The sequence below is a fragment of the Duncaniella freteri genome, from assembly GCF_004766125.1.
In the GTDB taxonomy this organism is placed as follows: domain Bacteria; phylum Bacteroidota; class Bacteroidia; order Bacteroidales; family Muribaculaceae; genus Duncaniella; species Duncaniella freteri.
The window spans coordinates 1,067,523-1,087,511 of record NZ_SJSA01000001.1 but is presented as its reverse complement, the minus strand read 5'-3'; the positions used below and the strand labels follow the sequence as shown (position 1 = coordinate 1,087,511).

Here is a 19,989-nt window from a genome sequence, read left to right as displayed (position 1 = left end):
GTTTTTTAAGATTGTTTTCGGATCATTCCGCCATTTCGCCGGGATTGAGGTAGAATAGGCGGCTTGTGGCGCGTGAGGTGGCTGTGTAGAGCCAACGGTAGAACTCAAGTCCCTGTGATTCGGGGGCTATGCCTCCAAGGTCGATAACGACATTTTTCCATTGTGCGCCCTGAGCTTTGTGGCAGGTTACGGCGTAGGCGTATTTCACCTGTAAGGCGTTGAAGTATTCGTCTTTGCGAAGGCGGCGCAGACGTGTCTCCCAAGAGGCGTCGGGTGCGTTGGCTTCTGGGTCTGCCATGCGTGCTTCTGCTAGGCGTTGCAGTTCTGCCCGGTCGATTGACGCGCTTTCGTCGGTAAGGGTGTCGAGGAATATTCGGCATGGCACATCCACATCCCTGTCAGGGAGTGTGAGGGTGACGTTGGCGAAGCGGAAGCCGTGCTTTTCTTCGATGGAATGTATTGACGAGACTATCGCTACATCTCCATTGGCTATGAAGTCGAGCTCCTTGATCGTGGCTGACCATGTGTAGTTGTTCTTAGCTATAAGTAGCCTTTCTCCTTTCACCAGTTCCTCTTCATAGTCGAGTATGGCTGACCGGATGCCGAGGTTGAACTGCAATGCTCTGCGGTTGGAGCGGGTCACTATGATGGTTTCGTCCGGACCGTCGGCACGGTAGCATTCACCCACCACGTCAGCCACATCGTTGCCGTCAGTGACATGTATGTCATCGTAGCCTTCTATGATCAGCCGGGGGGCGGGTAGCGGGTCCATGAGCATGGCACGGCGCAGCCATGTGGCGTTGCGGAGTATGCCTGATGTGCGTGACTGCCTCACTGTGTCGGTGAGCACAGCGCGGCTCACGTGTAGCCCGAGCCGCTTGAAGTTGGCAGGTACCATAGCCGGGCTCTCTGCCGATCCGACAGGTGGCAGCTGAGCCACGTCGCCGAGCAGGATGAGCCGGCAATTGTCGCCTGTGAACACATATTCCACCAGGTCCTCAAGAAGATTCACGCTGTTCTCACTTCCGTTGCCGTCACCTATCATTGATGCCTCGTCTACTATGAAAACACCATTGGTGATATTGTTCCTTTGCAGGATAGGGGAGCCTCCTGTGAGATCACCTGACGGACCACGGTATATGCGTCTGTGTATGGTGGATGCCGGATATCCCGAGTGGGAGGAGAATACTTTGGCGGCACGGCCTGTGGGTGCCAGCAGCACGACTTCGCGTCCGGCGTTGCGCAGGCTCTTGACCAATGCGCCGGTCAGTGATGTCTTGCCTGTGCCGGCATAGCCGTTGAGTATGAACACGGAGTCGCTCGGAGTGCTTGACGAGCAGAAACGTGCCAATGCCCCGATGAGCAGGTCCTGCTGCTTATTGGGGGTGTAGGGTAGATTCCTCACTACGTCTGCTGCAAATTCACTGATGGTCATTACTTGTCGACTTCTTCTTCTGTTGACAAAGGTACGCGTAATGTTGTATATAAGCAATAAATGGGTTATAAAAATAGGCCAATCCCTGCATCGCAACTGCGATGCAGGGATTGGCTGATGTTATTCTCTAAGCCCGGCTCCCTGGAAAGGGAGCTTCGGACTTGGATTTACGGAGCTTGTGTCCCTTTGAGGATTATTCCTCAGGGCTTACACCCCACTGCTGCTTTGAAAGGCGCAGATAGTTGTTGTAACGCCACTGTGCGTTGGCCTTGGCTGCGGCGAAGAGTTCGGCGGCTTCTGCGGGATACTGCTTCTGTACGGAAGCGTAGCGTACCTCTCCCTTGAGGAAATCGTCGAATTTATCCCAGTCGGGAGCCTTCGAGTCGAGAGTGAAGGGGTTCTTGCCTTCATCTTCGAGTGCAGGGTTGTAACGCCACAGGTGCCAGTATCCGCACTCTACAGCTGCTTTCTGCTCTTCCTGCGCGTGACCCATGCCCTTGCGGATGCCATGGTTGATACAGGGAGCGTAAGCGATGATGATAGAGGGTCCGTCGTAAGCCTCTGCCTCGCGGATTGCCTTGAGGGTCTGAGCGTTGTCGGCTCCCATTGCAATCTGTGCGCAGTATACGTAACCGTAGGTGGATGCGATGAGTCCGAGGTCTTTCTTGCGTACGCGCTTGCCGGCAGCGGCAAACTTGGCGATAGCGCCGACCGGAGTAGCCTTGGATGCCTGGCCGCCGGTGTTGGAGTAAACCTCAGTGTCGACTACGAGAACGTTGATGTTTTTGCCTGAAGCGAGCACGTGGTCGAGACCACCGAAGCCGATGTCGTAAGCGGCACCGTCGCCGGCGATGATCCACTGTGAACGGTTGGCGATGTGCTCCTTCACAGAAAGGATGCCTTTGCATACGTCGCATCCGCAAGCCTCGCAGAGAGGAACGATCTTCTCGGCAACTTCCTTGGAGGCTGCAACGTCGTTGCGGTTGTCGAGCCACTGCTGGGCAAGAGCCTTGATTTCGGAAGAGCACTTGTCGCATTCAAGAGCTGCCTGCATGTAGGCTGCTACGCGGCTCTGAAGCTTCTCATGAGCGATTGACATACCGAGACCGAACTCAGCGAAGTCCTCGAAGAGTGAGTTTGCCCATGCGATACCCTCGCCCTTGGCGTTCTTGGTGTAGGGGGTTGAGGGCACGGAGCCTGAGTAGATTGAAGAACAGCCGGTGGCGTTGGCTACGATCTCGTGATCGCCGAAGAGCTGAGAGATGAGTTTCACATAAGGTGTCTCACCGCAACCTGAGCATGCTCCAGAGAACTCGAAGAGGGGCTGTGCGAACTGAGAGTTCTTTACTGTGGACTTGATGTCGACAAGATTCTGCTTGGAGGCAACCTTGTTTGCACAGTAATCCCATTCCTTCTGGAGGTCGAGCTGGGTTTCGAGAGGCTTCATTTCGAGAGCCTTTACTCCCTTCTTGCCCGGACATACTGCAACACAGTTCTGACAGCCGAGACAGTCAAGCACGTCGACGCTCTGGATGAAGCGGAGACCTGCGAACTGCTTGCCGGTAGCGGGAAGTGTTCTCTCCTCGCCGAAGGGGGCTGCTGCCATTTCATCGGCGTTGATAAGGAACGGACGGATAGCAGCGTGAGGACATACGTATGCACAGAAGTTACACTGTATACAGTTCTCAGAGTTCCATTCGGGGACGAATGCTGCAACGCCACGTTTCTCGTAGGCTGCTGTGCCCTGTTCCCATGTGCCGTCCTCGCGGCCCTTGAATGCGCTTACTTTGAGCAGGTCGCCGTCCTGAGCGTTGATGGGGCGCACGATCTCGTTGATGAATGCGGGATCGTTGTTTGCAGCCTTTGCATCCGGCTCAAGTGAGCTCCAAGCCTTGTCTACGGGGAGTTCCTTGTATTCGCCGCCGCGGTCGACAGCTGCATAGTTCTTGTCGACAACGTCCTGACCCTTCTTGCCGTAGCTCTTTACGATGAATTTCTTCATCTGCTCAACTGCAAGATCAACAGGGATTACCTCGGTGATGCGGAAGAACGCGCTCTGGAGGATGGTGTTGGTGCGGTTGCCCAGTCCGATCTCCTGTGCGATTTTGGTTGCGTTGATATAGTAAACCTTGATATCGTTGTCAGCAAAGTACTTCTTGATGTTGTTGGGGAGGTTCTTGGCAAGCTCCTCGCCTTCCCAGATAGTGTTGAGGAGGAATGTTCCACCTTTGCGGAGACCACGGATCACGTCGTACATGTGCAGGTAGGCCTGAACGTGGCAAGCTACGAAGTTAGGTGTGGTAACGAGGTAGGTAGAACGGATGGGGGTGTCACCGAAACGAAGGTGAGAGCAGGTGAAGCCGCCTGACTTCTTTGAGTCGTAGGCGAAGTAAGCCTGGCAGTATTTTGTGGTGTTGTCACCGATGATCTTAACCGAGTTCTTGTTGGCACCTACAGTACCGTCAGCACCGAGACCGTAGAACTTGGCTTCGAAAGTGCCTTCGCCGCCGAGTGCGATCTCTTCCTTGGGAGGAAGTGATGTGAAAGTAACGTCGTCCACGATGCCAAGGGTGAAGTGGTCCTTGGGAGTGGGGAGTGCAAGGTTCTCGAACACAGAGATGATCTGTGCGGGGGTGGTGTCCTTGGATGCGAGACCGTAGCGTCCGCCGATGATGAGGGGGGCGTCAGCCTGTCCGTAGAAACAGTCGCGTACGTCGAGGTACAGAGGCTCGCCGTTGGCGCCGGGTTCCTTGGTGCGGTCGAGCACAGCGATGCGCTTTGCAGTCTTGGGGACAGCGGCAAGGAAGTGCTTTGCAGAGAACGGACGATACAGGTGTACGGCTACGAGACCTACCTTCTCGCCTTGGGCGCGGAGGTGGTCGATAGCTTCCTGAGCGGCTTCTGTCACAGAGCCCATTGCGATGATAACGCGATCGGCTTCGGGATCTCCATAGTAGTTGAAGAGACCGTACTCACGTCCGGTGATGCGGGTGATCTCCTTCATGTAAGCCTCAACGATCTCAGGCACACGGTTGTAGTATTCGTTACATGATTCGCGGTGCTGGAAGAACACGTCGCTGTTTTCTGCCATGCCGCGTGCTACGGGGTTCTGAGGATTGAGGGCGCGTGCACGGAACTCTGAGAGTGCCTCGTGGTCAACGAGGGGGGCGAGATCGTCCTGATCCATAGTCTCGATCTTCTGGATCTCGTGAGATGTGCGGAAGCCGTCGAAGAAGTTGATGAAAGGTACGCGGCTCTTGATGGTAGAAAGATGTGCTACACCGGCGAGGTCCATAACTTCCTGTACGGAGCCTTCGGCAAGCATGGCGAAGCCTGTCTGGCGGCAGGACATTACATCCTGGTGGTCACCGAATATTGAAAGAGCGTGGCTGGCAAGAGTACGTGCTGAAACATGGAACACGCAGGGGAGGAGCTCACCGGCAATCTTGTACATGTTGGGGATCATCAGGAGTAGGCCCTGTGATGCAGTGTAGGTGGTAGTCAGGGCACCGGCCTGGAGTGAACCGTGGACTGCGCCTGCTGCACCGCCTTCGCTCTGCATTTCCTGTACGAGAACTGTCTCGCCGAAGATGTTTTTGCGCCCTGCGGCTGACCATTCGTCAACATATTCAGCCATGGTTGACGACGGGGTGATAGGGTAGATGGCTGCAACCTCTGAGAACATATAGCTCACGTGGGCGGCTGCCTGGTTACCATCACATGTCAGAAATTTTTTTTCTTTGCTCATAGTGATATTTATAGAAAATATGTATCGTTAACAATATAATAGGTATTAGACGACTATATTTTTATGGAGAAGATTCCGTGCCTGTTCCGGCTGGGAATACCCCGCACAAAGTTACGAAAATTATTGGAAATCCAAAAGCTAAAACGATGGATGTGTGTTTATAGTAGTTAATTTATTATGCCGGGCATAGTTTATGTTGCCGTATGTGGGGTATGTGTGCGTAAGGATATGGAAAAGCATTGGGGATGTCAGGAGAATCATCAAGTTGTCAGGCAAATAAGCTTTTATAGAGAGAACCATTGTCGGCGGCAGTATGTTATATGTTCAAATCCAAATAAGTGTTTTTATGAAAAAGATATTCCGATTTGTGCCTCTTTTGGCTGCCATGGCTGCTTTTACTGCCTGTAGTGATGATGACAATAACACAGCCGAGAACTTTACGCCGTCTCCTGCCACAGATATAACAGCTCAGATTGATCCTGTCTTTGCCCAGGAGATGCAGGAAAAGGGGTATATCAAGAATGCTGAACGTATCCTCTATGGTGATGTAAAGGACCTTAAGATTGTGGATGTGGGAGGGAATCCCCTTACCGGAGGAGATATCACGTCTCTCAAGGGTGTGGAGTTTCTTACCGAACTTGAACGTCTGACATGTAATTTCAATAAGCTCACGGAGATAGATCTTACTCACAATCCTGACCTTGAGGAGCTCAATTGTGATGCCAATCAGCTCACCTCGCTCGACTTGAACGGAAATCCTGACCTTGAGATCCTTAAATGTGCACGCAATGCGATAGCAACGCTTGACCTCAGGAGCAATCCCGATGCCGAGTTTGTGATGTGTGGAGAGAACAGGCTAACGAGCGTGGATGTGAGCCGTTGTCCGGATCTTGTGCAGCTGCAATGTGAGAACAATCTGCTTTCGTCGTTGGATGTCTCCGCCAACCGTAAACTCAACCTTCTGAATTTTGAAGGAAACCCGGGTGATGGCACTACGTTTGCTGTCAAGGCATGGTTTGACGAGGCTTCTGTCCCTGCCAACTTCACATCCGCTCCGTGGCAATACGATGGGGCTACTGTCACTCCGGTGTATTCAAATGCGGTGAGATGATATATGGCTGAGCCTATCGTGACGCTAGCCTTTTGATCTCACTGACAATCATTTCGACATCCTCTTCTGTGACCCATGGTCCGGAGGGGAGGCATAGCCCGCGGCTGAAAAGGCTTGAGCTCACACCGTTGGTGTAGGCTGGAGCCTTGCTGAACACCGGTTGCATATGCATGGGTTTCCATAGCAGCCTTGTCTCGATGTTAAGCGATTCGAAATGCAGCCTTAGCTCATCGGGAGTGAGGCCTCCGGTGAGTGAGGGGTCAATGGTGATGGTCGACAGCCAGAAGTTGGCATCTGACTCGGGGGAGGGATTGGCGTGGAAGTCAACCCCCTCGACATCTGCCAGAAGCGATGCATAGAGTGCGGCGAGACGGCGATGATGGGCTATATGCTCGTCAAGCACTGTCATCTGTCCGCGGCCTATGCCCGCACATATGTTGCTCATGCGGTAGTTGTATCCGATGTTCTCGTGCTGATAATAGGGGTAGGATTCGCGTGCCTGGGTTGCAAAGAACACTGCTCTGGCGCGCGACTCTTGGTCGGGGCACACTAAAGCCCCACCGCCCGAAGTTGTGATCATTTTGTTGCCGTTGAAGCTTAAAGCCCCGAAATTGCCGAATGTGCCGCAGGCATGTCCACGGTAACTGGACCCGAGTGCTTCAGCTGCATCCTCTACTACAGGTATGTCCCATTTGTCAGCAATCATCATGATTTCATCCATTTTGGCCGGCATTCCGTAGAGATGTACCGGAATGATGGCACTCGGTTTTCGTCCGGTCTTTGCAATGCGGTCGGAGATGGCGAAGTCAAGGAGCGCGGGGTCCATGTTCCATGTATCAGACTCTGAGTCCACAAATACCGGTGTCGCGCCCTGGTATGTCACAGGGTTGGCTGACGCCGCAAATGTGAAGCTCTGGCATATTACCTCATCGCCGGCTTTGACTCCGGCAAGAATAAGCCCGAGATGAATGGCGGCGGTGCCGGCTGAGACAGCTGCGATGCGGAGATGGTCTCTCGAAGGATCTCCTTTCGAGAGGAAATCCTGAAGGCTGTTCTCGAATGCGTCGACATTCGGACCTAACGGTACCACCCAATTGTCGGCGAACGCTTCGTCGATATATCTCTGTTCATTGCCGCTCATATGGCATAGGCATAGATGGATGCGCCGTGGTGATGCTTTCGGGGTCATTTGTATGAGGTGTGGATAGGTTGATATTTCGGTGTGCAAAGATACGGATAAAATAATAGTTTTTAACATGTATCGGATGAATATAATGAAATTTCTTCGCTATATTTGTTGCCGACAAGACTCCGGTAATAACCAACTAACACAACATTTATTTATGAAAAGCAAAATTATCCCAGCTGCGCTGCTTGCGTTCGGTCTCATTGTGCTTGGCTTCACTCTCAAAGCCGGAATTGACAATATTGCATTTCGCGACCGTGAGGTTACTGTGCGCGGCCTTGCCGAGCGTGAGGTGTCAGCCGATCTGGTCACATGGCCTATAGCCTACAGTATTGCCGGCAATGACCTGGTGACAATGTACAATAAGGTCAGCTCCAACAATGAAACGATTGTCAAATTCCTCACATCCAATGGGATTTCTCCTGATGAAATTTCGGTCAATCCGCCGGATGCTTATGATGCGGCAAGCAACAGGTATGCATCTGATTCGTTCAGATACAACTACTCGATAAATTGCACTGTGACTGTTACTACCAGGAAGGTCGACAAGGTGCGCGAACTGCTCAACCGTCAGAGCGAGTTGCTTAAGGAGGGGATAGCATTCTCCAACTCATATATCAACTATCAGTTTACCGGCCTTAATGACATCAAGCCTGAGATGATTGCGGAGGCAACGAAGAATGCGCGTGCGGCTGCTGACCAGTTTGCGGCTGACAGCGACAGCCGGGTAGGCAAGATCAAGACCGCTTCGCAGGGGCAGTTCTCGATTGACAATTCCGATTCGAGCACACCTTTCATCAAGAAGGTCAGAGTAGTCTCTACTATAATCTACTATCTTGAGGATTAGACAATATGACTTTATAGGTCAATGCTCTATAAATACAATAGGACCGGAGTGCTGAATTTTTAGCTCTTTGGTCCTATTGTATTTTTCCGATTTCTCCGGTGTAGAGATGATATTGTGGATTATCTCTTATAACGGTGTGAGATGTAGCGGTACATTATGTAGCCTGGAATACCGGCGAGAATTGTGAGTGCCTTGTGTCGTGAATCCATAATAATGTCATGGCCGCCTGCAAGAAGGATGCATGCCACATAGTGCATGGCGGAACGGTAGGAATGACGGAGCGAGGTGTGTTTCAGCCTCATTTCAAGATGCCTGAGCCTGGCGAAGCTCCGGGGTGACTCGGCATATCTCTTGAATATGCTCTCTTGCGGAGATATATCCATCCTCACCTGTGTGTCAGTTATGGAGAAGCATTCGTTAGCTGTCAGCATAGGCAAAGAGTCGGATATCTGTAGCAGTGCATACAGGAGGGTGAGGTCATCATCTACGTCATCTCCAGTGTGTATAACTGCGTCACGCATGAGGTCGGTACGCGTCACCGGTGTGCAGTTGTGCAGGTTGAACCCTTGTGCATAAAGCTCAGGGAAATATGCTTTGGCGATATCCTCGGGGAATCTTCTGCCGATGGCTTCCATAGTATCCATATGGCAGTTTAGCCCTATTATGCCGGCATTGGCGGTACCCCCTTTCTCACGCCAGTTGGTCGCAATTGTCTCTACGGCATCCTCCGGCATGAAATTGTCAGCATCGATGCATACGCACAATTCGGTGGAGATATTGGCATAGGCGGTGTGGTAAGCGTTGTGAGGTCCGCCATGCTCTTGACGGATATAGGCAATGTGTATTCGCCCTTCGCGCTTGAACCCTTCGATGAGCTGTTGTGTGAAATCGGAGGAGCCGTTGTCGATCACAAGCCATTCGAAATCGGGGCATGACTGTGTGACAAGGCTTTCGTAAAGCCTACGCAGAGTGTGGGCACTGTTGAATGCAGGTGTGAAAACGGTAAGCAAGTTCATCGGCAGGGGATGGCTCAGTCCTAAAGAATGGTATTGCCAGATGATTTTAAGGCAATTAATGTAAACAGGCATGAGGATGTGCTGTGGGCTACAACATATCTTCATGCCTGTTATTTGGTTCGAAGATGTGGATTTATTTTTGAGTGCGGAGCTTTTCGGCGGCTTCTTCAAGGAGGTTGATTTTGGTCCACTGGGTCTCGTAGTTGAGGCCTTGGCGTTCGCGGTTGCGCACCTTGAATCCGCATGTGGGGCTGATGGATATGTATGCCGGGTCCATATGGCGCGAAGCGGCATTGACAGCCTCGACTATGTCGTCGATATCCTCAAGCCCAGCGATGCTTCCGTCCACAAGCCCGAGGATTGCCCGCTTGCCCGCCGGCAGATGGCTGAGCACTTCGGTGTGCTGTGGCTCACGTAGGTCGAATGGGAGTAGGAATGCATCCGTGTCGACATTTTCAAGCATCTTTATGAGATGGCGCAGCTCTTTCTCATCGCCCCAGCGCGGTGTGCGTGTCTCGTCGGCTGCTATGCTGAGTGTTACCTCAAGGTCATCGGGAGTGCCGGCGAGGGTAGTGTTGAGGAGACGGAGGAGGGTTTCAGTTATGACATCGGGGTCCATGCCGCCGAGCAGCAGTATTTTTTCGAATTCGGGTTCGCTGAGCCTGCCCCACACTGAGCTGTCGAGCTGTATGTAACGGCATCCTCGGCGATATAGCTCGTTGATGGTGAGGCGGTAGGCCTCGATTATGTCCTCTTCGAGAGTCTCTGGCGACTCATATATCTTTGCAGGCTCGCCGTTGGTCATCATCATTATGCGCATATACAGTTCGCCGGGCGATGGTATGGTCTGCCTCACGCTGGCTCGCCCTGCAGCAAGTTCCTGCATATGTGAGAATTTCTCGAAGAAAGGGTGTTCGGGATTGTATTTTATGCGTCCGCTGAATCGTAGCAGGTCGTGGTGCACAGGGTCGTCCTGATATATTCGTCCGGTGTCGATACGTTCGCGGCTCATGCCGTCGAGTCCTTCCCAGAAGTCGCGGTCCCATGCTTTGCGGCGCATTTCGCCATCGGTTACTATGCTGAGTCCGGCTTCAATTTCTCGGTCGATGAGGCGGTCGATCACTCGGTCCTCAATTGTGTGTAGTTCGTCGATGGAGAGATTGCCCTGGCATTTCTGCTCGATTGCCTGTTCGAGCTCTTCAGGGGGCAGGAAGCTGCCCACAATCTCTACCCGAGGTGATAACTGGTTTGTCAAAGTCATAATAATGAGTGTATTGATGAATTTAACTCTTCTTATTTTCGTGATGCAAAGGTAAGTAAAAAATCCGAGACGGCAAGTACTGCTATCCACCTTTGATGCTTATACCTCTTTTTCGCCTTCGATATTGAATGTGTTGAAGGTCATAGTGATTGCATCCATAGTGAGTATTCTGTCGGTGAGCAGATCACCCGCTCCGGCGAGGTATTTCACCGCCTCTGTAGCCTGGAGCGAGCCTATTATGCCCACCACAGAGTTGAGCACACCTTCTATGGCACATGGGATGTCGCCGTCCTCGCGGGTTTCGTCTCCGAAGATGTCACGGTAATCGGCACTACCGGGTATGTGGGTGAACACCTGCCCTTCAAAACGCCTTACTGCTCCGAACACATAGGGCTTTCCAAGGGTCACGCATGTGTCGTTGATGAGCAGACGTGTGGCATGATTGTCGGTGCAGTCGAGTATCAGGTCATATCCCTCCATCATATCGCGGGCGTTTGACGGCGTGAGACGGTCAATGACAGGACGTACGTGGATTTCGGGATTGATGCGGAGCATTGATTCGCTTGCGGAGACGGCCTTGGGGCGGCCTATGTCGGGGGTGCCGTGCATTATCTGACGTTGCAGGTTGCTAAGGCTCACCGTGTCGGGGTCGAGCACTGCTATATGTCCCACTCCAGCGGCGGCGAGGTATAGGCATGCGGGGGACCCGAGCCCTCCTGCCCCGATTATCAGCACTTTCCCTTCGGAGATTCGCTTTTGTCCCGGAAGGTCGATCTCGCACAGTGAGATGTGTCCGCGGTAACGCTGGTCACCATTCATATCCTTCCTCCTTTACCATTCGTTTGTCATCTTCGATCTGCGACCCGATTGTTGTGAGCATGTCACCCATTATCGCTCCGTTTATAGCTATCTTAAGAGCCTCGCGTTGGGCTGAGGGCGAGATGCGAGCCCTGCCTCCTGCAAATCTCAGCACCGCCTTGGGGTGTATGATGCGGAATATGGCCGCTGTGTCGAGGTATTCGTCATCGCTGATCGGGTCCATCCCTTCGAGCGGTGTCCCGGGAATGGGCTGAAGCACATTTATGGGTATGCTTGCCGGAGCAATCTCACGCAGTTCAAGGGCAAATTCTATACGTTGGCGCATGGTCTCTCCCATCCCTATGATCCCTCCTGAACATATCTCTAATCCGGCACGGCGGGCTCGCTCGATGGTGGCAAGTTTGTCGTCCTGGGTATGGGTGGTGCATAGGGTGGGGAAGAAGCTGCGCGAGCTTTCCATGTTGCAGTGATAACGTTGTACCCCTGCCTCGCGCAATCTTGTCATGGCGTCATAGTCAAGCAGACCCATTGATGCGCAAAGGCTCATCTCCGGATGTTTTTCCCTGAGGTTGCTGTAGTAGGAGCATATGGTGTCGAGAGCCTTGCCTGTGACGCTCTTCCCGCTCGTTACAAGTGAGAACCGTTGTATGCCTGCCCGATGGTTGTGGTCAGCCATTTCCATGCATGTGTCCCGGTCTACGAGAGGGTAAGTGTCTATTGTCGTGCGGTAATGAGCCGACTGGGCGCACCATTTGCAGTCCTCAGGACATCTGCCGGAACGTGCGCTGATGATGGAGCAGGAGTCGAATCGGCGTGTACTGAAACGAGCAGTGATCTCTGATGCCGCTTCCCTTAGGGCTTGGCGGCTTTCAGGGGTGATATCAGCGAGTGAGAGTGCTTCCTGCCGGGAGATCTTACCTCCGGCGAGCACTCGTTCCTTTATGTCGTGTATCTGTTGGGGATTCATGAATTAAGTATATGGTTGATGTATGAAAGTCTGGCTGACAGCAATTCTACGTGTTTAGGACGGGATATTGGCAGTCGCTCAGTTTTGGATTATGTATCAGTTGCAAAATTACCTTTTTTCGGAGAATAATCCTATCGTTATGGCGACATTATCACACCATATGCCCCGCCTTGCAGCTATAACTTTGCGTTATCTTTTTCACTCACACTACATCTTTTTTACTTACAAGTCATTATGAAATTACATCTCACACGCGAAGAATTCCTTGCGTTATGGCGTACACACAGTGGCTACACGCCATCGGTGTGCGGCGATGCCTGTGTGCAGCGTTCTGACGGAATGGACCTTGATTCGATACTCATGGCCGAAATGGAGGAGTGGTACCGGAAGTTGCTTCTTGAGGCTGACGAATCATTGCTTGCTCCGGAGGACATCGCCGCGGATACCGCTATGCCGGCTCCTTCGGGCGGGTCGGTGACAATCCGCCTTCCACCGGGTGTGCTGAGGGTGCTGTGCGTAAGGCTTTCGGGCTGGAGCCGTCCCGCGTGGATAGTGACCGATCCGGACAGCCCTACCGCGGTCAGCCAGCTCCATCCTTACACCAGGGCGTGTGCCGACAGTCCTGTGGCTGTGCTTCATACGGACGGTTCGCTTTCGCTCTATCCTGCTGCTTCGGGCGACAGGCTTTCCGCCTTGGTATGTGCAATCCGTCGCGATGGCATATACTCATTTGACCGGGCTGCCACTGAGGGGTTTGCCCGGTGTTGAAAAAATATAACAATCCGATAATTCTATGACTATGACTCTGCTTGAATCATCACGTGCAGCCTGGGAGGCGTGTGGCAATATACGCGCCACCCGACGCAGGCTCAAACGTTTCACTTACGGACAGCAATGGGACGATGCCGTACGTGACACTGACGGAAATATGATATCCGATGAGGAGCATGCGCGCCGGTGCGGACGCCGCCCTATTACAAACAATCTAATCCGTTCGCTTGTGAAGAGTGTCGTGGGGCGTTTCCGCCGTGAGCTTATGGACCGGAAAGAGGCCGGTGACGAACGTCTGAAAGCTATCGGTCTCGCTAACCGTCTCGATGAGCTGGATGCACGTGCCCTCGAAGAGTTCCTTATATCGGGATGCGCCATACAGAAGGTGAGCTATGAGCGTCGCTTCGAAGGTTCCGGAGTGTGGATTGACAATGTGAATCCCGACAGGTTCTTCTGCAACCGTTACCTTGACCCGAGAGGTTTTGACATACGTCTGATAGGCATGCTCCATGAGATGTCGCTTCATGAGATGAAGATGCGTTTCGGGCACAATAATCGACGTCGGCTCCGTGACATATCCAATATATTCAGCAAGTCGGTGGCGATGCGTCCGCAACTCGGGTTGCTGGCTTCACCGCTCGGGATATGTGACACAGGTGTGCTGTTCAATGCCGCCTCCGATCCTTCTCTTTGCCGTGTGATCGAAGTGTGGACATTTGAGGGTGACAGCCGGTCGGGAGGGGCTTGGCATGGACGGTTCTTTACACCTGACGGCACTATGATCGACGAGACTGTCTCCCCTTATCGCCATGGATCGCACCCATTTGTGGTGAATATGTATCCTTTGACCGACGGAGAGGTGCATCCGTTCATCGAGGATGTGATAGATCAGCAACGGCACATCAATCAGCTCATCACTATGATCGACCATATCCTTGCACATAGCGCGAAGGGAGCATTGCTTTTCCCTGTTGACGCTATTCCGGCGGGAGGCTCTTTTGAGAGCACTATAAGGATGTGGAGCAAGCCAGGCGCGGTGATACCTGTAAATGCCAGGGCGTCACGCATGCCGTCAGAAGTGGTGTCGTCGGCACGCAGCGAGGGGGCGTCGCAGCTTCTCGACTTGGAAATGAATATGTTCCGTCAGATATCCGGGGTGTCGACAGCTCTCCAGGGACAGCCGATGGGCGGAAATATGTCGGCATCGCTGTATGAGACGCAGGTACAGAACTCGGCAATAGCACTGCTTGACATTTTCGAGACATTCAATTCGTTTCGCAGTGTCAGGGACGGCAAGGCTCTTATGGCGGTGGATTGTTGACGGAATGACCTGTTATAACAATGTTTCACATATATGGGCGGGAATATTGCCCATGTTGTATGGTATATTTGCCAATGAAATGCAAGCCTAATAGTTGTGCACATAACCATTATCAATCATTTAATCCTCACAGAATCATGCTATCTTTAATTGAAACCCGCAATCGTCATTTCCTTGAAGCCTGTCGCCGTGTGATACGTAATCTGCCTGCCGATGAAGAGATCAACATCTCCAAAGTAGCTATGACCGCCGCTCTGAGTCCGGCACCCCATTATTACTGTACCTACACATATGCGTTGCGCATGCTGCGTGTCCTGCGCCACGGACGTATGCCGCTCAGGCGTGACCGCCGTCTTGCCCTTTGGGAAGAACTCAATATGAAGTGTACTGTTTACATGGCGCGTACGGGATGCAATCTTCCGGAGGCTCTCGGATACATTCTCGCATCCGAATCGGCATCGCAGTTCTTCATCGCTCCCTCCACTGCGCTGCGACTTGTGCAGCGACTGCGTTCGGCTTCTGCCGCGGCACGCTCCTGATTCTTTTTACTCATCAATTCTTGTTTTCTATCACTATGACTTATCATTTGTCTTCTAATGCTATATTGAGCACTGTTCACGCGCTTGCAGCCCTTCAGGCTCTTTCATGCAGTGATGATGAGAGAGCCGTGCTTGCTCCGGTGCTGTGCCGGCAGCGATCGGGTGTGCTCGCGCTTATGATCCGTAATGCTTTTGCCGAGGTCATGCTTAAGCTTGGTCCGTTGGTCAGGGATACTTCGCTTGACGGAGAGGCGGGCGACACGGCTGTAGGTTTCACTGAGGCTGATGCAGCTCCCGATGCCGACATGTGGGCGGAGTTGCTCACTCCGGAGTCGTTCACCACCACACGTCATGGAATAGTGCGCCGGGCTATCGAACAGTGTGTGGCTTTTACCGCCCTGAGCACATGGTGTGCGGCATCCGCTTCAGAAGGGGCTGTGCCGGTATCGGAAAATTTCGCCTCGCTGGCTTCCGGATGGCACCGTACGGTGATGTCGGCTCTTTCTCCGGATATTTACCCTGCGATACGTCATGAAGGATAGGGGGAATCTCGATAAAAATTCGTAACTTTGCACCCTCAAAAATGTCGTAATGAAAGGAATCGTAGTATATTGCTCGTCCTCATCATCCGTGCCGTCGGTATATCTTGAGGCGGCACGCGAGATGGGCGCACTCATAGCCAGGTCAGGTTATGCCCTTGTCAGTGGTGGAGGCTACCGCGGACTGATGGCTGAGACCATCGAAGGTGCGATAGGGGCTGGCGGCACCGCCACCGGCGTGCTCCCTCACTTCATGCTTGAGAGAGGGTGGGCGCATCCCGGTCTCACAGAGTGTATCGACACGCCGTCGATGCATGCGCGCAAGGAGACAATGGCTCGTAATGCATGTGCGGCAATCGCTCTGCCCGGAGGGATCGGCACTCTTGACGAGCTGTGCGAGATGATGACCTGGCATCAGCTCGGCATCTTTGAGGGTCCGGTTGTGATTGTGAACACCGATGGGTTCTTCGATCCGCTGATCGACATGTTCGACCGTATGATGGAGCAAGGGTTCATGCGTGGAGGCATAATCCCTGCAAGAATTGTATCGACCCCTTCGGAGGCTATCAGCGTGATCAGAGAGGCTGTTGAACATGGGGCATAAAGTGTTGAATTCATAACCATGACATCCGGTCGTTTTTATCAAATGCTCCCAGACTCCATACCGTATTCACCCTGTTGGCAGCCCTTGGATGTGTCGCTCCTTATGAACGGACCTCTCACCCGGGCTGAGCTTACCGATATGACTCTCGGCGAGATACCTTACACCCATGGGCTTGAACCTATGGAGCGTGCCGGGCTTCCGGGATATGATTCGGGTGTGCTCTGCCTGCTCATAGGGATGTTCCTTCTGCTTGCGGCTAATTTCCGTCATTATTCCACATTCTTCAAGAATTTCTTGTCCGATCTTCTTAGTGTGCGCCGCAGGGAGGAGACATTCGGGGTGCGTACTTTCAGCGAGACAGGTGTACAGATTTCCATTGTGCTCATAGCCTGTCTGTGCGAGGGTATAATCATCAATTCCGCATTTCCCGAGCGTCCGGTGCTGGGGCCTGTGTCGGGCGAATTTGTGATAATAGGGGTTTTCTCGCTCATAGCCATGGTGTACTATCTGTGGCAGCTCGCTGCTTACGGGACAGTGGGCGCGATATTTGCCGACAAGGTATCGGCGCGTATGTGGATGAAGGGGTTCAATGCCTCTCAGTCATTGCTGTGTATGCTGCTTGTGGTGCCTGCGCTGTTTGTGCTGTTCAATCCGGCAGCCTCAAGGATAATAATAATTCTGGGTATCGGTTTCTATATTCTGGCGCGTTTGGCGTTCATTTGCAAAGGTTTTAGGCTTTTTTACGACAATTTTGGCTCGTTGCTTTATTTTATTTTGTACCTTTGCACTCTCGAAATTGTACCCCTTGTTCTAATATACCGGGCAGTACTGGTTTTGCATAACTTGCTGCTACAAACTTAAGAAAAAATACGTCGTGAAAGTTAAGAAAATTTTGGTGTCACAGCCTGCTCCCGAATCGGGTAAATCTCCTTACTATGACATCGCCGACAAGTATGGTGTAGAGGTTGTATTGCGCCCCTTCATCAAGGTCGAGGGATTGACTTCCAAGGAGTTCCGTCAGTCCAGGATTTCCATACCCGATTTCACAGCTATTATCTTCACAGCTCGTACGGCAATTGACCATTTCTTCCGTATCTGTGAGGAGATGCGTATCACCATTCCGGAGACTATGAAATATTTCTGCACCACAGAGGCTATAGCTCTGTATCTGCAAAAATATATCGTGTACCGTAAGCGTAAGATATTCCATGGCGACAACGGTAAGCTGGAGAGCCTTCTGCCGTCGCTCATCAAGCATAAGAAAGAGAATTTCCTTTGGGTGGTGTCCGATGTGCATAAGGAGGATTCCGGGCTTCTTGACAAGGCTGGGATAAACTACACAAAGGCTGTGATGTACCGCACGGTTAGCAACGATTTCGGACCCGACGAGTCGTTTGACTATGATATGCTCATCTTCTTCTCTCCTGCCGGAATCCAGTCGCTTCTAAAGAACTTCCCCGGTTTCGAGCAGGGTGACATAAAGATAGCATGCTTCGGTCCTACCACCTGTCAGGCCGCCCGGGATGCCGGACTGCGGCTCGATATCGAGGCGCCGTCGCCAGGCAATCCGTCCATGACCGGCGCGCTCGACAGTTACCTTAAGGCTTCGGTGGCAGCATCCTGACCACGGTGCGCCTCCTGTCTGTCGCCACAATTAAGTAACAGGGCCGCGGTATGCGCCGTTGCCTGATAAGTGTAATCCATTGCCGATGAAAGGGCTTCGACTATATAAAATCGAGAAACTATGCAGTGAGACGGCCATAGGCCGTCTCTTCTCGCGCAATGACCCGCAGGTGAGCTCTACGCTTGCCTATCCTCTGCGTCTGGCGTGGAGGATTGACGATGTGCGCGGGGTGAAGTGTCCGAGGTTTCTCGTTTCCGTCCCGAAGAAACGCCTGCGTCATGCAGTGGACCGTGTGACGATGCGCAGGCGCATACGTGAGGCCTATCGTCTAAACCGCAGTCTGATATCACCCGACCTTCCTGCCGACCTCGCGTTCATATATGTTGCTGACAAACTTCTGCCTTATGCCAAGGTGGAGCATGCGCTGAAGCGGCTGCTTGCGTCAGTAAAACCACCTGGCGAGGATAAATGAAACGACTCTTTCTGTTGCCCATATATTTCTATCGGGCATGTATCTCGCCCATGCTTCCGCCGTCATGCCGTTTTACCCCTACCTGCAGTGAATATGCCATAGAGGCGATAAATAGGCATGGGGCAATCAAAGGGCTGTGGCTCACCGTAAAGAGGATTTCACGGTGCCATCCTTGGGGTGGTTCGGGCTATGATCCTGTACCATGATTATTGATAGTCATACACATATTTCACGTCCCGGAGCTGTGGTCAACATTGATCCGGTGTCAGTTCCGGCGCGTGGCATAAGGCTTGAGGATGACCGGTATTACTCCGTGGGGATACATCCCTGGAATGCCGGATGCTACACTAAGCGCGATGTTGACAGCCTGAACAGGCTGGCACGTGACCACCGCGTCGTGGCAGTAGGGGAGACTGGGCTCGACTCCGTTCATGTGGCTTATGAGCTGGTGTCACATGGCACCACCAGGGAGGTGGTGCAGGCTCTCCCTGATATCGAACGCCAGCTTGAGCTCCTAATGCTGCATATAAGGCTTAGCGAGGAGGTGGGAAAGCCACTTCTGCTGCATGTCGTGAAGCGTTATCCCGAGATACTTAAGCTCCGCATAGACCTCAAGCCTCGTCAGACATGGATAATACATGGATTCCGCGGACGCCCCGGGCTCGCGAAGGATCTGTTGAAATGGGGATTCTATCTGAGCTATGGCGAGATGTTCAATCCATTGTCGGTGGAGGCTACTCCCGCTGAGCGTATGCTGGCTGAGACGGATGAGTCCGAGGTCCCGTTCGAGGATATTGTCGCTTCCCTCCCTGTCACTCCGGCTGTGTCTCTCCCTGATTTAGCATCCGGGCGTTGCGTTGAAGCCCCGCAAGCTTAGTGCGCTTGATGGCGGAGTGGGTGAATATGCGTGAAAATTCACTCTGCTCCATTTCAAGGATGTCTTTGCATCCAAGACCGAGGATCTCTGCTCTCGGTGAGAATCCGCCTATCTCAGTGGGGATTGCCGTGGCATTATGAGGGCACACTTCCTGGCATACGTCGCATCCGTATATCCTGTCAGGTGTCGCGTCATATTCTCCGCGGTGCTCTATGGTGAGGTAGCTCAGGCACTTGCAGGCATCCATACCTCCTTTGCCGTCAAGGGCGCGTCCCGGACAGGCGCGGACGCATCTCATGCAGCCGTCACAGCTCCTGCCTGAAGGGGTGTCAGCGTCTAAAGGCAAGGTGGTGATGATCGATCCGAGCACACACCATGACCCCGCTCCCGGGACTATCAGCTGGTTGTTTATTCCTATGAATCCCACTCCGGCTCTTTCTGCCCAGTAGCGTTCGCGCAGAGGTGCGGTGTCGACAGTCACGCGGCATTGTGCCCCGGAGGTGATTGTTATTGCTGTAGCCACGGCATCGAGCCGCTCCCGTATCTCCTCGTGATAGTCACGTCCGAGGGCATAACGTGCCCAGCGGAGCTTGCCGTTGTCACGGTTGTAATAGTTGAACGCTGCTACAATTATGCTTTCAGCCCCTTCAAGGAGCAGGCGGGGATCACGACGCACATCCTGGTATTTCTCAAGATAGCTCATGCCCCCATGTTTTCCGGCGGCAATCCATTGAAGGTACAGGCTCTCGGCATCGAGGCCGACAGGTGCGGTCGCGGCAATCCCTACTGCGACGGCTCCTGTGCCGGTCACCAGGCGTTTGATATCCTCGCTGTCCATATTCAATTCATTTG

Annotated in this window: 20 protein-coding genes; 12 read left to right on the top strand and 8 right to left on the bottom strand. The window is 52.8% G+C overall.

What is annotated here, in order from left to right:
* Positions 1-22: 22 nt before the first annotated feature.
* Both EZ315_RS04660 and nifJ read right to left on the bottom strand, forming a co-directional pair.
* On the bottom strand, positions 23-1,435 hold the full coding sequence (locus EZ315_RS04660; protein WP_135471034.1) for an ATP-dependent DNA helicase: 1,413 nt from the start codon (positions 1,433-1,435) through the stop codon (positions 23-25).
* Positions 1,436-1,628: 193 nt separating this feature from the next.
* Positions 1,629-5,120: a pyruvate:ferredoxin (flavodoxin) oxidoreductase gene (gene nifJ / locus EZ315_RS04655; RefSeq protein WP_369698947.1), complete on the bottom strand. Its 3,492-nt coding sequence runs from the start codon at positions 5,118-5,120 to the stop codon at positions 1,629-1,631.
* A 409-nt stretch (positions 5,121-5,529) separates the two neighbouring features.
* Between nifJ and EZ315_RS04650 the strand changes: the two genes are divergently transcribed.
* A complete protein-coding gene (locus EZ315_RS04650) occupies positions 5,530-6,294 on the top strand; it encodes a leucine-rich repeat domain-containing protein (protein ID WP_135471030.1) in 765 nt (254 codons plus the stop codon).
* Between the two features lie 13 nt (positions 6,295-6,307).
* Here the strand turns inward: EZ315_RS04650 and EZ315_RS04645 are convergent, their stop codons facing one another.
* A complete protein-coding gene (locus EZ315_RS04645) occupies positions 6,308-7,483 on the bottom strand; it encodes a DegT/DnrJ/EryC1/StrS family aminotransferase (protein ID WP_135471028.1) in 1,176 nt (391 codons plus the stop codon).
* Between the two features lie 154 nt (positions 7,484-7,637).
* Here EZ315_RS04645 and EZ315_RS04640 point away from each other — a divergent pair, with 154 nt between their 5' ends.
* Positions 7,638-8,327 carry an SIMPL domain-containing protein gene (locus EZ315_RS04640; protein WP_135471027.1) on the top strand — a complete coding sequence of 230 codons (690 nt, stop codon included), beginning with the start codon at positions 7,638-7,640 and terminating at the stop codon, positions 8,325-8,327.
* 119 nt (positions 8,328-8,446) lie between these two features.
* Here EZ315_RS04640 and EZ315_RS04635 read toward each other — a convergent pair whose 3' ends face one another.
* The 4 genes from EZ315_RS04635 to bioB form a co-directional block, all read right to left on the bottom strand.
* Positions 8,447-9,343: a glycosyltransferase family A protein gene (locus EZ315_RS04635; RefSeq protein ID WP_207104616.1), complete on the bottom strand. Its 897-nt coding sequence runs from the start codon at positions 9,341-9,343 to the stop codon at positions 8,447-8,449.
* Positions 9,344-9,476: 133 nt separating this feature from the next.
* Positions 9,477-10,604 carry a uroporphyrinogen decarboxylase/cobalamine-independent methonine synthase family protein gene (locus EZ315_RS16320; protein WP_170957462.1) on the bottom strand — a complete coding sequence of 376 codons (1,128 nt, stop codon included), beginning with the start codon at positions 10,602-10,604 and terminating at the stop codon, positions 9,477-9,479.
* A gap of 99 nt (positions 10,605-10,703) precedes the next feature.
* Entirely contained in the window at positions 10,704-11,423 is a 720-nt protein-coding gene (locus EZ315_RS04630; protein ID WP_135471023.1) for a HesA/MoeB/ThiF family protein, read from the bottom strand.
* Complete coding sequence (gene bioB / locus EZ315_RS04625) at positions 11,413-12,390, bottom strand: biotin synthase BioB (RefSeq protein ID WP_135471022.1); 978 nt, start codon at positions 12,388-12,390, stop codon at positions 11,413-11,415. The genes EZ315_RS04630 and bioB overlap by 11 nt, the downstream gene beginning before the upstream one ends.
* A 234-nt stretch (positions 12,391-12,624) precedes the next feature.
* Here bioB and EZ315_RS04620 point away from each other — a divergent pair, with 234 nt between their 5' ends.
* The 10 genes from EZ315_RS04620 to EZ315_RS04575 all read left to right on the top strand — a co-directional run bounded on the left by EZ315_RS04620 (position 12,625) and on the right by EZ315_RS04575 (position 19,137).
* On the top strand, positions 12,625-13,158 hold the full coding sequence (locus EZ315_RS04620; protein ID WP_135471020.1) for a hypothetical protein: 534 nt from the start codon (positions 12,625-12,627) through the stop codon (positions 13,156-13,158).
* A 25-nt stretch (positions 13,159-13,183) separates the two neighbouring features.
* The gene (locus EZ315_RS04615) at positions 13,184-14,482 is read left to right on the top strand and encodes a portal protein (protein WP_170957461.1); all 1,299 of its coding nucleotides are present in this window, start codon (positions 13,184-13,186) and stop codon (positions 14,480-14,482) included.
* Between the two features lie 137 nt (positions 14,483-14,619).
* On the top strand, positions 14,620-15,021 hold the full coding sequence (locus EZ315_RS04610) for a hypothetical protein (RefSeq protein ID WP_135471017.1): 402 nt from the start codon (positions 14,620-14,622) through the stop codon (positions 15,019-15,021).
* A 35-nt stretch (positions 15,022-15,056) separates the two neighbouring features.
* Positions 15,057-15,563: a hypothetical protein gene (locus EZ315_RS04605; RefSeq protein ID WP_135471015.1), complete on the top strand. Its 507-nt coding sequence runs from the start codon at positions 15,057-15,059 to the stop codon at positions 15,561-15,563.
* Positions 15,564-15,612: 49 nt separating this feature from the next.
* Positions 15,613-16,164, top strand: coding sequence for an LOG family protein (locus EZ315_RS04600; protein ID WP_135471013.1), 552 nt, complete (start codon positions 15,613-15,615; stop codon positions 16,162-16,164).
* Positions 16,165-16,266: 102 nt separating this feature from the next.
* A complete protein-coding gene (locus EZ315_RS04595) occupies positions 16,267-17,025 on the top strand; it encodes a DUF4271 domain-containing protein (RefSeq protein WP_160653073.1) in 759 nt (252 codons plus the stop codon).
* 13 nt (positions 17,026-17,038) lie between these two features.
* Entirely contained in the window at positions 17,039-17,788 is a 750-nt protein-coding gene (locus EZ315_RS04590; RefSeq protein WP_135471010.1) for a uroporphyrinogen-III synthase, read from the top strand.
* Positions 17,789-17,873: 85 nt separating this feature from the next.
* A complete protein-coding gene (locus EZ315_RS04585) occupies positions 17,874-18,260 on the top strand; it encodes a ribonuclease P protein component (protein ID WP_135471008.1) in 387 nt (128 codons plus the stop codon).
* Positions 18,257-18,466: a membrane protein insertion efficiency factor YidD gene (gene yidD / locus EZ315_RS04580; protein WP_135471006.1), complete on the top strand. Its 210-nt coding sequence runs from the start codon at positions 18,257-18,259 to the stop codon at positions 18,464-18,466. Before EZ315_RS04585 ends, yidD begins: the two co-directional genes overlap by 4 nt.
* Positions 18,463-19,137: a TatD family hydrolase gene (locus EZ315_RS04575; RefSeq protein WP_135471004.1), complete on the top strand. Its 675-nt coding sequence runs from the start codon at positions 18,463-18,465 to the stop codon at positions 19,135-19,137. The genes yidD and EZ315_RS04575 overlap by 4 nt, the downstream gene beginning before the upstream one ends.
* Here EZ315_RS04575 and queG read toward each other — a convergent pair.
* Positions 19,073-19,975: a tRNA epoxyqueuosine(34) reductase QueG gene (queG, locus tag EZ315_RS04570; RefSeq protein ID WP_135471002.1), complete on the bottom strand. Its 903-nt coding sequence runs from the start codon at positions 19,973-19,975 to the stop codon at positions 19,073-19,075. The two genes, EZ315_RS04575 and queG, sit on opposite strands and share 65 nt — an antisense overlap.
* Positions 19,976-19,989: the final 14 nt, after the last annotated feature.

What these genes read in the sequence shown, in the direction of transcription:
- bioB (WP_135471022.1), bottom strand. Translation starts at nt 12,390, where the DNA reads ATGAATCCCCAACAGATACACGACATAAAGGAACGAGTGCTCGCCGGA.
- EZ315_RS04585 (WP_135471008.1), top strand. Translation starts at nt 17,874, where the DNA reads ATGAAAGGGCTTCGACTATATAAAATCGAGAAACTATGCAGTGAGACG.
- EZ315_RS04595 (WP_160653073.1), top strand. Translation starts at nt 16,267, where the DNA reads ATGAACGGACCTCTCACCCGGGCTGAGCTTACCGATATGACTCTCGGC.
- EZ315_RS04650 (WP_135471030.1), top strand. Translation starts at nt 5,530, where the DNA reads ATGAAAAAGATATTCCGATTTGTGCCTCTTTTGGCTGCCATGGCTGCT.
- EZ315_RS04630 (WP_135471023.1), bottom strand. Translation starts at nt 11,423, where the DNA reads ATGAATGGTGACCAGCGTTACCGCGGACACATCTCACTGTGCGAGATC.
- EZ315_RS04615 (WP_170957461.1), top strand. Translation starts at nt 13,184, where the DNA reads ATGACTATGACTCTGCTTGAATCATCACGTGCAGCCTGGGAGGCGTGT.
- EZ315_RS04605 (WP_135471015.1), top strand. Translation starts at nt 15,057, where the DNA reads ATGACTTATCATTTGTCTTCTAATGCTATATTGAGCACTGTTCACGCG.
- EZ315_RS04610 (WP_135471017.1), top strand. Translation starts at nt 14,620, where the DNA reads ATGCTATCTTTAATTGAAACCCGCAATCGTCATTTCCTTGAAGCCTGT.
- EZ315_RS04640 (WP_135471027.1), top strand. Translation starts at nt 7,638, where the DNA reads ATGAAAAGCAAAATTATCCCAGCTGCGCTGCTTGCGTTCGGTCTCATT.
- nifJ (WP_369698947.1), bottom strand. Translation starts at nt 5,120, where the DNA reads ATGTTCTCAGAGGTTGCAGCCATCTACCCTATCACCCCGTCGTCAACC.
- queG (WP_135471002.1), bottom strand. Translation starts at nt 19,975, where the DNA reads ATGGACAGCGAGGATATCAAACGCCTGGTGACCGGCACAGGAGCCGTC.
- EZ315_RS16320 (WP_170957462.1), bottom strand. Translation starts at nt 10,604, where the DNA reads ATGACTTTGACAAACCAGTTATCACCTCGGGTAGAGATTGTGGGCAGC.
- yidD (WP_135471006.1), top strand. Translation starts at nt 18,257, where the DNA reads ATGAAACGACTCTTTCTGTTGCCCATATATTTCTATCGGGCATGTATC.
- EZ315_RS04645 (WP_135471028.1), bottom strand. Translation starts at nt 7,483, where the DNA reads ATGACCCCGAAAGCATCACCACGGCGCATCCATCTATGCCTATGCCAT.
- EZ315_RS04635 (WP_207104616.1), bottom strand. Translation starts at nt 9,343, where the DNA reads ATGAACTTGCTTACCGTTTTCACACCTGCATTCAACAGTGCCCACACT.
- EZ315_RS04600 (WP_135471013.1), top strand. Translation starts at nt 15,613, where the DNA reads ATGAAAGGAATCGTAGTATATTGCTCGTCCTCATCATCCGTGCCGTCG.
- EZ315_RS04575 (WP_135471004.1), top strand. Translation starts at nt 18,463, where the DNA reads ATGATTATTGATAGTCATACACATATTTCACGTCCCGGAGCTGTGGTC.
- EZ315_RS04660 (WP_135471034.1), bottom strand. Translation starts at nt 1,435, where the DNA reads ATGACCATCAGTGAATTTGCAGCAGACGTAGTGAGGAATCTACCCTAC.
- EZ315_RS04620 (WP_135471020.1), top strand. Translation starts at nt 12,625, where the DNA reads ATGAAATTACATCTCACACGCGAAGAATTCCTTGCGTTATGGCGTACA.